Raw genomic sequence first — 12,630 nt, 5'->3', positions numbered from 1 at the left:
CCCTCGAGAGTGACTTATAGGATGCTTTCGAGGGTGAATTCTTACGCTACTAACAGACCGAAACAAACTGGCGCAGCGCAGCAAACGAAGCAGTGGTAAAATCGCTATATTAGAAAGTGCAATCGATAGATTTTAATAATAGCTGAGAACGTCATGCTCAAACAGCGCACCATCAAATCCCTGGTCAAGACCGTAGGCATTGGCTTGCACTCGGGCCGTAAAGTGACGCTGACGCTGCGCCCCGCCCCGGTAGACGCCGGCATCGTTTTCACCCGCGTGGACCTGCCCGAAGCGGTCGAGATCCCCGCGAGCGCCAGCGCCATCGGCGACACCCGCCTCGCTTCGGTCCTGCAGAAGGACGGCGCGCGGGTCTCCACCGTGGAACACCTGATGTCCGCTTGCGCGGGTCTCGGTATCGACAACCTGTACGTGGACGTCGATGCCGAGGAAATCCCCATCATGGATGGCAGCGCCGCGTCCTTCGTGTTCCTGCTGCAGTCCGCCGAGATCGAGCAGCAGTCCGCGCCCAAGCGCTTCATCCGCGTGAAGAAGGCCGTGGAAGTGCGCGAAGGCGACAAGCTGGCGCGCCTGGAGCCCTTCTTCGGCTTCAAGCTGGCCTTCACCATCGACTTCCGCCACCCGGCGGTGGACAAGACCGGCCAGACCTTCGCCATCGATTTCGCCGATACCAGCTACGTGCGCGAGATCGCCCGTGCCCGCACCTTCGGCTTCGCCCACGAAGTGGAAGCGCTGCGCGAGATGGGCCTGGCGCGTGGCGGCAGCCTGGACAACGCCATCGTGCTCGACGAGCACCGCATGCTGAACAACGAGGAACTGCGCTACGGCGACGAGTTCGTGCGCCACAAGATCCTGGACGCGATCGGCGACCTGTACGTGGTCGGTCATCCGCTGATCGGCGCGTATATCGCCAACAAGTCCGGCCACGGGCTCAACAACCAGTTGCTGCGTGCCCTGCTGGCCGACCAGGAAGCGTACGAAGTGGTGACGTTCGAGCGGGTCGAGGATGCGCCGCCGGCGTTCCTGCCCCAGCTGCAACCGGCCTTCGCATAGGTCGCGAACGCCAAATGGTGCAGCAGTAAAGTAAAGAAAAGCCGGTCGACAGACCGGCTTTTTGTTTTGCCTTCAGGGCTTCGATGTCGGGCCGTGATGCGACAGCAAGGTCTTCAGGGCCTCGCGCAACGGCGAATCGGGCAGCTCGCGGGTGAGCTGGTCCAGGCTGGCCAGCCCGGTTGCCGACATCCTGCCGTTGCGTGGCCGTTCCACCGGCCCGGTGTCCCAGTCGCCCTGGCGGCCCACGTCCGGTTGAACGCGCACACGGATTGCGGTAATCTGCGATCCCCGCTGTTGCAGTCTTCCAAGTAGCGTAGGCACCACCTGCCGCACCCGTGCCGCGGCGGCCCCATGGGCTGCCAGCAACAGCAGTGTTCGCTCCCCCTGGCCTTGTCCGATGCCGCGGGCGTCCTGTTTGACGCCTGCCACGGCAATCCCGTCCTGCAGTCCGCGTGGCAGGAGCGACAGTACCTCGGCTTCCAGCACGGCCAGTTCCCGCGCCGTCTGCATCAAGGCCGAGACCGGGCCGGCCTTGTCCAGCCAGTCGTTCAACGGCTTGGCGGCGGGCGTCTGGAGGGCGTAATGGGTAAACATGCGCATGCGCGCATTCTAGCGTGCCGCCGCCTTCGTGCGGCGCCGGGCCTTGCATGGGAAGGAGCTGCATCATGCAGATCATCGTGCTTCATCCGCGCCTGCCGCGTGTGCGCCACATCAATTTATCGCGCGGTCGCCTGTTCGCCGCCGTGCTGGTGCTGTGCGTGGCGGTCGCGCTGCTGTCCTCCGTGCTGACCTGGTTTGTCGCGCGCGCGGGCCTGGCAGCGTTCGGCACCCCCCAGCGCGCCGCAGGCGACGATGCCTACCTGCGCGCCAACCTCAATGTGCTGGCCGCGCGCGTGGGAGAGATCCAGGCCCGCATGGTGCGCCTCGACGCGCTGGGCGAACGGGTCTCCGGCCTGGCCGGCATAGCCCCCAGGGAATTCAATTTCCAGCAGCCGCCGGGGCGCGGCGGCCCCGCGCCGGCGACCCAGTCGCGTGCGCCGAGCCTGCCGGAGCTGCAGACCGTGCTGGCGCGCCTGTCCGACCAGGCCGAGCAGCACGCCGACTATCTCGATGTGGTGGCGACCACGCTGCTCGATCGCCAGAGCGAGGACCGGCGCGTGCCGCGCGTGATGCCGGTGGCCGCCGGCTATGACGCCTCGGGCTTCGGCTGGCGCTTCGATCCCTTCTCGGGGCGCCGCACCCCGCATGACGGCGTCGACTTCTCGGCGCCTGTCGGCACCCCGGTCGTGGCCGCCGCCGGCGGTGTCGTGGTGGCTGCGGAATGGCACCCGGAGTACGGCAACCTGATCGATATCGATCATGGCAACGGCCTCAAGACCCGTTACGCGCATGCCTCAAGGATGCTGGTGAAGCCCGGCGACCTGGTCAAGCCTGGCCAGCAGATCGCGCTGGTGGGCTCGACCGGGCGCTCCACCGGCGCGCACCTGCACTTCGAGGTGCATGTCGATGGCGTGCCGCAGAACCCCAATCGCTTCCTCTCGGTGGCGAAAGCGGCATCCGCGCAGCTTGCCCTGGCGCCCGCCCCGACCGACCGCACCGCGATTCGCTGAGGCTTTGCGTCGGCCGGCCAGGTCGCCATTGAAGAACTGCCGCCCCGTCCCGATGTCCGAAGGAACTGGATGCGCGGCGCGCATCCGGAGCAGGTGACGCCAGAGGCTGGCATGGGGCTGTCGAATCGGCGATCCTTCGCCATCGAGGCGTCAATTCCCGGCTGCCGCGGGGTGTGGTTTGCACATCGCGCGCGCCGTCCCCTGCTTCCGGCCGCGCCCCGCGCGCGTGATAAACTCGGCGTTTTGCGCCAATCTTCCCATTTCCTCGCGCGGTGCGCCCTGGGCTACCGGCCAAGCCGGCCTTCAGGCCGTCCGGTGCATGGCACGGCGGCGTACCACTGCGTAGGTGAAAGCAATCGATGATCACGGGCCTTCTCAAGAAAGTCTTCGGCAGCCGCAATGAGCGGCTGATCAAACAATATGGCGGGACCGTCGCGCGGATCAATGCGCTGGAACCGAAGTTCGCGCCGCTGTCGGATGACGACCTGCGTGCCATGACCGAGACCTTCCGGCAGCGCCACCTCGCGGGAGAATCGCTCGAGGCGCTGTTGCCCGAGGCGTTCGCGGTGTGCCGCGAGGCCAGCAAGCGGGTCATGAAGATGCGCCACTTCGACGTTCAGCTGATCGGTGCAATGGTCCTGAACGACAACAAGATCGCCGAAATGCGCACCGGCGAAGGCAAGACCCTGACCGCCACGCTGGCGGTGTACCTGAACGCCCTCAGCGGCAAGGGCGTCCACGTGGTCACGGTCAACGACTACCTGGCCCAGCGCGACGCCGAGTGGATGGCGCGCCTGTACAACTTCCTGGGCCTGTCGGTCGGCGTGAACCTGTCGCAGATGCCGCATGACCAGAAGGCGGCTGCCTATGCCGCCGACATCACCTATGGCACCAACAACGAGTTCGGCTTCGACTACCTGCGCGACAACATGGTCTACGATCCGGGCCAGCGGGTGCAGCGTCCGCTGAACTACGCGATCGTCGACGAAGTTGACTCGATCCTGATCGATGAGGCGCGCACCCCGCTGATCATCTCGGGCCAGGCGGAGAACCACACCGACCTGTACCAGCGCATGAATGGCGTGCCCAAGCTGCTCGAGCGCCAGATCGGCGAGGAAAAGGCCGACGGCACCGGCGTCGAGAAGCCCGGCGACTACTTCGTCGACGAGAAGGGCCACCAGGTCTACCTGACCGAGGCCGGCCATGAGAAGGCCGAGGAAATCCTGGCGCAACAGGGCCTGATCGGCGAGGGCGAATCGCTCTACGCGCCGCAGAACATCACCCTGATGCACCACCTCTATGCCGCCCTGCGCGCACAGAGCCTGTTCCACCGCGACCAGCACTACGTGGTGCAGAACGACGAAGTCGTGATCGTCGACGAATTCACCGGCCGCCTGATGACGGGCCGCCGCTGGTCCGACGGCCTGCACCAGGCCGTGGAAGCCAAGGAAGGCGTGACCATCCAGCAGGAAAACCAGACGCTGGCCACGATCACCTTCCAGAACTACTTCCGCATGTACGAGAAGCTGTCCGGCATGACCGGCACGGCCGATACCGAAGCCTACGAGTTCCAGGAAATCTACGGCCTCGAAGTGGTGGTGATCCCGACCAACCGGGCCGCCCAGCGCAAGGACTTCCAGGACCAGATCTACAAGACCTCGAACGAGCGCTACGACGCCGTGGTGCGCGATATCCGCGACTGCTTCGACCGTGGCCAGCCGGTGCTGGTGGGCACGACCTCGATCGAGACTTCGGAATACCTCTCGGGCCTGCTGAACAAGGCGCAGCTGCCGCACCAGGTGCTCAACGCCAAGCAGCACGAGCGCGAAGCCGAGATCGTGGCCCAGGCCGGCCGGCCCAAGATGATCACCATCGCCACCAATATGGCGGGTCGCGGCACCGACATCGTGCTGGGCGGCAACGTGGAAAAGCAGGCCGGCTTCATCGAAGCCGACGACAGCCTGTCCGAGGCCGACAAGGCCGCGCGCGTCGCCCATCTCAAGGACGAATGGCAGTCGCTGCACGACCAGGTCAAGGCCGCGGGCGGCCTGCATATCGTCGGCACCGAGCGCCATGAGTCGCGCCGTATCGACAACCAGCTGCGCGGCCGTGCCGGCCGCCAGGGCGACCCGGGCTCGTCGCGCTTCTACCTGTCGCTGGACGACCAGCTGCTGCGCATCTTCGCCGGCGATCGCGTGCGCGCGATCATGGAGCGCCTGAAGATGCCCGAAGGCGAGCCGATCGAAGCCGGTATCGTCACGCGCTCGATCGAATCCGCCCAGCGCAAGGTCGAAGGCCGCAACTTCGACATCCGCAAGCAGCTGCTGCAGTACGACGACGTCGCCAACGACCAGCGCAAGGAAATCTACAAGCTGCGCAACGAGGTGCTCGAGTCGCAGGACGTCGGCGAGATGATCAAGAACCTGCGCGAGAGCGTGCTGGTCGAGATGTTCCGCGACCACGTGCCGGCGGATTCGATGGAAGAGCAGTGGGACATCGCCGGCCTGGAGGCCAAGCTGCGCGACGAATGGTCGCTCGACGTGCCGCTGGCCGCCACCATCGAGGCGGCGCAGAGCATCGAGGACGAGGAACTGCTGAACCAGATCGTGCGTGCCGCCGACGAACGCTATGAAGGCAAGGTCGGCCAGGTCGGCCGCGAATCCTTCGCGGGCTTCGAGCGCTCGGTCATGCTGCAGAGCATCGACACGCACTGGCGCGAGCACCTGGCCGCGCTGGATCACCTGCGCCAGGGCATCCATCTGCGCGGCTACGCGCAGAAGGATCCCAAGCAGGAATACAAGCGCGAGTCGTTCGAACTGTTCGCGCGCCTGCTGGACGTGATCAAGGTCGAAGTCACGCGCGTGATCTTCAACGTGCAGATCCAGTCGCCGGAAGAACTCGAGCAGGCCTCCGAGCAGATCGAGGAAGGCCTCCAGCACCTTGGCAACGTGCAGTACAAGCACGAGGAGTTCGACGAGGTCAGCCAGGCCGCGGAGCCCACCAGCGCGCCAGAGCGTGCCGGCATTGCCTACGCGGCCGCCGCCGAGGCGGCCGGCATGGCCAAGGTGGGGCGCAACGATCCGTGCCCCTGTGGCTCAGGCAAGAAGTTCAAGCAGTGCCACGGCAAGCTCAGCTGAGCCGCGCACGGTGAAGTCAGCAAACATGCCCGCGCAAGCGGGCATGTTCGTCAGGGGAGGGGCAAACGGCATGCCATGCGGCATGCACCGCGCCGCCGCCTGACACCAGAAACCAGCAACGACGAACGCATCGAGGAACGCAAATGGCCGTCAACCTGCCCCTGCCGCTGGCAGAGAACCTGAAACCTGTCGCCGGCGTCGAGCTCGGCTGGGCCGAAGCGGGCGTCCGCAAGGCCAACCGCAAGGACGTGCTGGTGGTGCGCGTGGCCGAGGGCAGCACCGTGGCCGGCGTGTTCACCCGCAACCGTTTCTGCGCCGCGCCGGTTCAGGTCTGCCGCGAGCACCTGGCCGCGGGCAAGGGCATCCGCGCGCTGGTGGTCAACACCGGCAACGCCAATGCCGGCACCGGCGAGCCCGGCCTGGCCGCGGCCCGCGCGACCTGCGATGCACTCGCCGCGCAACTCGGCATCGCCGCCGACCAGGTCCTGCCGTTCTCGACCGGCGTGATCCTGGAACCGCTGCCGGTGGACCGTATCGTCGCCGCGCTGCCCGCCGCCATCGCCGGCGCGAAGCCGGACAACTGGCTGGCCGCGGCCGAGTCGATCATGACCACCGACACCCAGCCCAAGGCTGCCTCGCGCACCGTGCAGATCGGCGGCAAGACCGTCACGCTGTCGGGCATCAGCAAGGGCGCCGGCATGATCCGCCCGAACATGGCGACCATGCTCGGCTTCGTCGCCACCGATGCCACGGTCGCGCAGCCCGTGGTGCAGGCGCTCGTGTCCTACGCGGCTGACCACTCGTTCAACAGCATCACCATCGACGGCGACACTTCGACCAACGACTCCTTCTTGCTGATCGCCAGCGGCAAGGCCGGCGCGCCGGCCATCGAGCGTGCCGAGGGCGCCGATTTCGAGGCGCTGCGCGCCGCGCTGACCGAGCTGGCGCAGGAACTGGCGCAGATGATCGTGCGCGATGGCGAAGGCGCCACCAAGCTGATGACCATCCGCGTGGAAGGCGGCAAGGACGTGGCCGAATGCCGGCAGATCGCCTATGCGGTGGCGCATTCGCCGCTGGTCAAGACCGCCTTCTACGCCTCGGACCCCAATCTCGGCCGCATCCTGGCCGCGGTGGGCTATGCTGGCGTGGACGATCTCGAAGTCGAGCGTGTCAACCTGTGGCTGGACGATGTCCTGGTGGCGCGCGACGGCGGGCGCAATCCCGACTATCGTGAAGAAGACGGCCAGCGCGTGATGAAGCAGGCCGAGATCACCGTGCGCATCGCGCTCGGCCGCGGCGCTGCCGCCGCCACGGTGTGGACCTGCGACCTGTCGCACGACTACGTTTCGATCAACGCGGACTATCGTTCGTAAGCCATGCCGCGCGGCGGCTCCCGCGCAGGGAGCCGCCTGGTCCTGCATCCCCGTATTTCCGCCTTCCTGCCCAGCTGCCATGTCCGACCTCGCCTCCCGCCTCGACAGTTTTCTCGCACGCCTTGAACAATGGTTGCCGCCCCAGCTGACCGATTCGGACTGGGAGCAGGCCGTCGCGTTTCGCTGGCGCAAGCGGCAAAGCCTGTTCGGCAACATCGGCTACCTGCAGGCGATCCGCCAGCTGCCGCCGATCCATCTCGACGACCTCAAGAACATCGAGCGCCAGAAGGACGCCATCGTCGCCAACACGCGCCAGTTCGTGCAGTGCCTGCCGGCCAACAATGTGTTGCTGACCGGTGCGCGCGGCACCGGCAAGTCGTCGCTGATCAAGGCCTGCCTCAACGCCTTCGTCAAGGACGGGCTGCGCCTGGTGGAAGTGGACAAGGATGACCTGGGCGACCTCGGCGATATCGTCGAGCAGCTGTCCGGCCGGCCCGAGCGCTTCGCCATCTTCTGCGACGACCTTTCCTTCGAGGAGGGCGAGTCGGGCTACAAGTCGCTGAAGTCGGCGCTCGACGGCTCGGTGGCGGCGCAGTCGGACAATGTGCTGATCTACGCCACCTCCAACCGCCGCCACCTGCTGCCCGAGTACATGAAGGACAACGAGACCTACCGCCACACCGACGACGGCGAGATCCATCCCGGCGAAGTGGTGGAAGAAAAGATCTCGCTGTCCGAGCGCTTCGGCCTGTGGCTGTCGTTCTACCCGCCCAAGCAGGACGAATACCTGGCCATCGTGGGCCATTGGCTCGGCCACTTCGGCTGCAGCGCCGAGGACGTTGCCGCGGCGCGCGGCGATGCGCTGGTATGGGCGCTGGAACGCGGCTCGCGCTCCGGCCGCGTGGCCTGGCAGTTCGCGCGCGACTGGGGCGGCAAGCATGGCAAGCCGTTCGTCGCCTCGCCGGAAGGCCAGGCATGAGCGAGACCGCGCAGGATGGCGCCGCGGCAGGCGCGGCACGGAAGGTGACCGAGGTAGCTGTCGGCGTGATGGTGCAGCCTGGCGGCCGCTTCCTGCTGGCGCAGCGCCCGGCCGGCAAGCCCTACGAAGGCTACTGGGAGTTTCCTGGTGGCAAGCTCGAGCCGGGCGAATCGGTGGAAGAAGCGCTGGCGCGCGAGTTGCACGAGGAACTCGGCATCGAGGTCTCGCAATGCGTGCGCTGGCATGTGCTCGAGCACGACTACCCGCACGCCTATGTGCGCCTGCATTTCTGCAAGGTCACGGCGTGGTCGGGCGAACTGGTAGGACGGGAGGGGCAGGCTTTTTCGTGGCAGTCGGCGCCGGTGGCCGTCGGGCCCTTGCTGCCGGCCACGGTGCCGGTGGTGGACTGGCTGGCCGAGGAAGGCAAGCGCTAGACATCAGGGCGGAGCCGCGGCTTGCGGCCCTCTTTGCCCTAGTCTTCGTCTTCTTCCTGTCCCGGGGCGGGATTCTCGCCGGGCTTGCCGCCGATCACGTACTTCTCCGAAGCCCACGCGCCCAGGTCGATCTGCTTGCAGCGCTCAGAGCAGAACGGACGGAATTTGTTCTCGGGTACCCAGGCCACGTCCTTGGCGCAGGTGGGGCATTTGACTGTTGCCATTGCTTCAGAAATTGCAGAGTTTGAGCAGGAAGGGAATGTCGGCATCGACCGAGCGCGGGCGCAGGTCGCCGTCCTGCTGCGTGAAACGGACCCACAGCATGTACTTGTTGGCGCTCATCTCCGGGATGAAGGCCAGCAGTGAGTCGTCCAGCAGCACCTGCATCAGCTGGTAGCTGCGGCCGGACAGCATCTGCTGGTAGCTGCCGCCGGTGGCGATCACCTTGCCGCTCTGGCCAGACTCGCGCAGCAGCCGCAGCACGGTGTTGGTGCCCATGCGCAGCGGCACCAGCGGACGCGCCCACTTGAGGATGTCCGAGCGGCGGTCGTCGGCGGGGCGGTGCTGCCAGGCGTAGTAGGCCGGCAGGTCGAATTCGCAGGTGCCGCCGGGGATGATGGCGCGGCTGCGGATGCTGGTCAGCCACTCGTTGTCGGTCAGCAGCTGGCCGGCCTTGCCCACCAGCTGGTTGAGCTGCGACATGGCCTGCTCAATCTCGCCGATGATCGCGTCCAGCGCGCCCTGGTCGATCTGCGGGTTGGCGCGCAACGCGGCCAGTGCCTGGCGCTGGCGCTCCAGTTCCTTGAGCAGGTCGGTCTTCAGGTCCGCGCGGCCGGCCACGTCGATGATCTCGAACAGTGTCGTCAGCGCCACGTGATGCTGCAGGGCGTGATCCTGGCCGAGGAAATAATCCAGGCGATCGAACAGGTCTTCCAGGCGCAGGAGGGTCCTGATGCGTTCGTTGAAAGGATATTCGTACAGAATCAAGTGATATGTCCGGGCAGCAGGGGCAGATTGGCAGGGAGTCGAAAGGACCGATCGGGGCGGACCCGCGATCCGGCCAGTATGCGGCCATTTCCCGCGTGTATCCAGCGCATTCTATGCGAGTCCGTGTATGGCGACAACGAAACGGCCGACTAAAGGTGCATCGCGCGCCACCGGGTATGGCCGGTGCTCAGCCGGGGGCGAGGCTGCGGTAGAGCCGGTCGAGCCGTTCCACTTGCGGGGCGAGGGCGTCGGCCGGGCCATCGTTGTCGACCACGTCGTCGGCACGGGCCAGGCGCTCGCCGCGTCGGGCCTGCCTGGCCATGATCGCCTCGACCTGTTCGCGCGTGAAGCCGTTGCGCGCCATCACGCGGGCCACCTGCGTGGCTTCGCTGCAGTCGACCACCAGCACACGGTCCACGCGCGCCGCCCATGAGCCAGACTCGACCAGCAACGGCACCACGTAGATGAGATAGGGATGCAGTGCCGCCGCACGGATGCTGGCGGCGCGGCTTTCGGTCAGCTGGCGGATCAGCGGATGGGTGATGCCTTCGAGCCGCGCCTTGGCGGCCGGGTCGGCAAACACCAGTTCGCGCATGGCGTTGCGGTCCATTGCGCCGTCCGCGCGCAGGCAGCCGGGGCCGAAGGCTTCGCGCAGCGCGGGAATGGCCAGGCCGCCCGGCGCGGTGATCTCGTGCGCGAGCAGGTCGGTGTCGATCAGGGCGGCGCCGCGCGCGGCGAACAGGTCCGCCACGCGGGTCTTGCCGGAGCCGATGCCTCCGGTCAGTCCGATTTGCAGCATGTCTATCTCGAGGCTTGCGTGGGTTGGCGGCGTGCCGGTCAGCCTGCGATGCCCAGCGGCAGCACATTGGCGCCGAAGAACAGCACCAGCATGCCGGCGCCGGCGATATAGGGGCCGAAGGCGAAATGCGTATCGCGATCCTGCCGGCGCAGCGCGATATTGGCAAGGGCGAATACCAGTCCCACCACTGACGACAGTAGTACCAGCGCCGGCAGCGCCTGCCAGCCGAACCAGCCGCCCAGCGCCGCCATCAGCTTGAAGTCGCCGTATCCCATGCCTTCCTTGCCGCGCAGCAGCTTGAACACCCAGTAGACCGTCCATAGCAGCAGGTAGCCCGCGGCCGCACCGATCACGGCATCGGCCAGCGGCGCGAACAGGCCACCCAGGTTCAGCAGCAGGCCCAGCCACAGCAGCGGCAGGGTGATCTGGTCCGGCAGCAACTGGGTGTCGGCGTCGATCAGGGTGAGGGCGATCAGGGCCCAGATCAGGGCGATGGCCGCCAGCGCCTGCCAGGTCGGCCCGAAGTGGGCGGCGGCCAGCGCGGTGAGCAGCGCGGTGCCGGCCTCGACCAGCGGATAGCGCTTGCCGATGGGCGCGCCGCAGGCCGAGCAGCGCCCGCGCAGCACCAGGTAGCTCAGCACCGGGATGTTCTCCAGCGCGCCGATCGCGTGGCCGCAATGCGGGCAGGCCGAGCGCGGCACCATCAGGTTATAGGTGTCGGGGTGGGGCAGCGGATCATCGCGCAGCGAGGCGATGTAGTTGGCCTCGTCGTACTCCATCATGCGCGGCAGGCGGTGCACCACCACATTGAGGAAGCTGCCGACCATCAGGCCGAGCAGCGCGGCGCCGGCAAGCAGGAACCCGGGCGGCAGCACCGCCAGCGTTTCGATGGCGTGCGCGGGCGCCGCCAGCGAGGAGATCGCGCCAGCGGCGCCGTCCGTCGAAAACAGCCACTGCATGCCTTAGACCACCTGTCCCAGTTTGAAGATCGGAAGATACATCGCCACCACCATGCCGCCGATCAGCACGCCCAGCACCACGATGATGAGCGGCTCGATCAGGCTGGAGATGGCGGCCACGGCGTCGTCCACCTCGCGCTCGTAGAACTCGGCCACCTTCAGCAGCATATTGTCCAGCGCGCCGGATTCCTCGCCGATCTGCGTCATCTGCAGGACCATGTTGTCGAACACATGGGTGGCCTGCATGGCGTTGGTCAGGCTGGTGCCGATGCGCACCGACTGCTCGATCTCCTTGGTGGCGTCGTAGTAGACCCAGTTGCCGGCGGCACCGGCCACGGATTCCATCGACTCCACCAGCGGCGTGCCGGCGGCGAACATGGTGGCCAGCGTGCGCGTCCAGCGCGCGATCACGGCCTTGCGGAACAGCGAGCCGAAGATCGGCAGCCTGAGCAGCATGCGGTCGCTGGCGCGCTGCACCTTCTCCGAGCGTTTCAGGCTGCGCACATAGAGCCCGATGCCGAAGATCGGCACGCCGATCACGATGTACCAGTTGTCGACGAAGAAGTCCGACATGGCGATCACGGCCAGGGTCGGCGCGGGCAGGTTGGCGCCGAAGCTCGAGAACACGCCCTTGAACGCCGGGATCACGAAGATCATCAGGATCACCGTCACGGCGAAGGCCACCGTCAGCACCGCGATCGGGTAGATCATGGCCGACTTGATCTGGCTTTTCAGCGCGATGGTCTTTTCCATATAGAGCGACAGGCGCTCCAGCAGGGCGTCGAGGATACCGCCCTGTTCGCCGGCATCGATCAGGTTGCAGTAGAGCGTGTCGAAATAGCGCGGGTGGCGGCGGAAGGCCTGCGCCATGCTGCTGCCGGATTCGATGTCGAAGCGGATCTCGGACAGCAGCTGGGTGAAGTTGGGGTTGGCGTGGCCGCGCGCGATGATGTCGATCGACTGCAGCAGCGGGATGCCGGCCTTGAGCATGGTCGAGAGCTGGCGCGTGAAGTACGCGATGTCCTTCTCGGTGATCTTGCGCCCGCGCGCGGCGCGCCGCTTCTTGAGCTTGACGACGGTGAGGCCCTGCTTGCGCAGCGTGGCGTTGACCTCGGCCTGGCTCTCGGCACGCAGCTCGCCCGAGAAGGCCTTGCCCTTGCGGTCCTTGCCTTCCCACTCGAAGATGTACTGCGTGGGCGCTTTACGCCCCGATTTCCCCTTGGGCGCAGCCGCCTTGCGAGCGGCGGCGGCTGGTGCGCGTGTCGCCATGATTGACCCCTA

Annotated in this window: 12 protein-coding genes; 6 read left to right on the top strand and 6 right to left on the bottom strand. The window is 66.6% G+C overall.

Annotated features, from left to right (window positions below):
- Nucleotides 1-153: 153 nt before the first annotated feature.
- A complete protein-coding gene (lpxC, locus tag AB4Z48_RS22080) occupies nucleotides 154-1,071 on the top strand; it encodes a UDP-3-O-acyl-N-acetylglucosamine deacetylase (protein WP_441617861.1) in 918 nt (305 codons plus the stop codon).
- 72 nt (nucleotides 1,072-1,143) lie between these two features.
- Here lpxC and AB4Z48_RS22075 read toward each other — a convergent pair whose 3' ends face one another.
- Entirely contained in the window at nucleotides 1,144-1,671 is a 528-nt protein-coding gene (locus AB4Z48_RS22075; protein ID WP_441617859.1) for a hypothetical protein, read from the bottom strand.
- A gap of 65 nt (nucleotides 1,672-1,736) precedes the next feature.
- Here AB4Z48_RS22075 and AB4Z48_RS22070 point away from each other — a divergent pair, with 65 nt between their 5' ends.
- The 5 genes from AB4Z48_RS22070 to AB4Z48_RS22050 all read left to right on the top strand — a co-directional run bounded on the left by AB4Z48_RS22070 (nucleotide 1,737) and on the right by AB4Z48_RS22050 (nucleotide 8,604).
- A complete protein-coding gene (locus AB4Z48_RS22070; RefSeq protein ID WP_441617857.1) occupies nucleotides 1,737-2,681 on the top strand; it encodes a M23 family metallopeptidase in 945 nt (314 codons plus the stop codon).
- Between the two features lie 359 nt (nucleotides 2,682-3,040).
- On the top strand, nucleotides 3,041-5,818 hold the full coding sequence (secA, locus tag AB4Z48_RS22065) for a preprotein translocase subunit SecA (protein WP_441617855.1): 2,778 nt from the start codon (nucleotides 3,041-3,043) through the stop codon (nucleotides 5,816-5,818).
- A gap of 143 nt (nucleotides 5,819-5,961) precedes the next feature.
- The gene (argJ, locus tag AB4Z48_RS22060; RefSeq protein WP_441617853.1) at nucleotides 5,962-7,191 is read left to right on the top strand and encodes a bifunctional glutamate N-acetyltransferase/amino-acid acetyltransferase ArgJ; all 1,230 of its coding nucleotides are present in this window, start codon (nucleotides 5,962-5,964) and stop codon (nucleotides 7,189-7,191) included.
- 79 nt (nucleotides 7,192-7,270) lie between these two features.
- Nucleotides 7,271-8,170 carry an ATP-binding protein gene (locus tag AB4Z48_RS22055; protein WP_441617851.1) on the top strand — a complete coding sequence of 300 codons (900 nt, stop codon included), beginning with the start codon at nucleotides 7,271-7,273 and terminating at the stop codon, nucleotides 8,168-8,170.
- Nucleotides 8,167-8,604, top strand: coding sequence for an NUDIX domain-containing protein (locus tag AB4Z48_RS22050; RefSeq protein ID WP_441617849.1), 438 nt, complete (start codon nucleotides 8,167-8,169; stop codon nucleotides 8,602-8,604). The genes AB4Z48_RS22055 and AB4Z48_RS22050 overlap by 4 nt, the downstream gene beginning before the upstream one ends.
- 38 nt (nucleotides 8,605-8,642) lie before the next feature.
- On the opposite strand, the gene AB4Z48_RS22045 is transcribed toward AB4Z48_RS22050, so the two are convergent.
- The 5 genes from AB4Z48_RS22045 to AB4Z48_RS22025 form a co-directional block, all read right to left on the bottom strand.
- Nucleotides 8,643-8,828, bottom strand: coding sequence for a DNA gyrase inhibitor YacG (locus tag AB4Z48_RS22045; RefSeq protein WP_441617847.1), 186 nt, complete (start codon nucleotides 8,826-8,828; stop codon nucleotides 8,643-8,645).
- A 4-nt stretch (nucleotides 8,829-8,832) separates the two neighbouring features.
- Nucleotides 8,833-9,591, bottom strand: coding sequence for a cell division protein ZapD (zapD, locus tag AB4Z48_RS22040; protein ID WP_441617845.1), 759 nt, complete (start codon nucleotides 9,589-9,591; stop codon nucleotides 8,833-8,835).
- Between the two features lie 187 nt (nucleotides 9,592-9,778).
- Nucleotides 9,779-10,390: a dephospho-CoA kinase gene (gene coaE, locus AB4Z48_RS22035; RefSeq protein WP_441617843.1), complete on the bottom strand. Its 612-nt coding sequence runs from the start codon at nucleotides 10,388-10,390 to the stop codon at nucleotides 9,779-9,781.
- Nucleotides 10,391-10,428: 38 nt separating this feature from the next.
- On the bottom strand, nucleotides 10,429-11,349 hold the full coding sequence (locus AB4Z48_RS22030) for a prepilin peptidase (protein WP_441617841.1): 921 nt from the start codon (nucleotides 11,347-11,349) through the stop codon (nucleotides 10,429-10,431).
- Nucleotides 11,350-11,352: 3 nt separating this feature from the next.
- Nucleotides 11,353-12,618, bottom strand: coding sequence for a type II secretion system F family protein (locus AB4Z48_RS22025; protein WP_441617839.1), 1,266 nt, complete (start codon nucleotides 12,616-12,618; stop codon nucleotides 11,353-11,355).
- Nucleotides 12,619-12,630 lie beyond the last annotated feature (12 nt).

It is taken from the genome of Cupriavidus sp. 2TAF22 (assembly GCF_052115045.1).
In the GTDB taxonomy this organism is placed as follows: Bacteria; Pseudomonadota; Gammaproteobacteria; order Burkholderiales; family Burkholderiaceae; genus Cupriavidus.
Note: the sequence above shows the minus strand (reverse complement) of the source record. Positions and strands in the feature narration are given on the sequence as shown.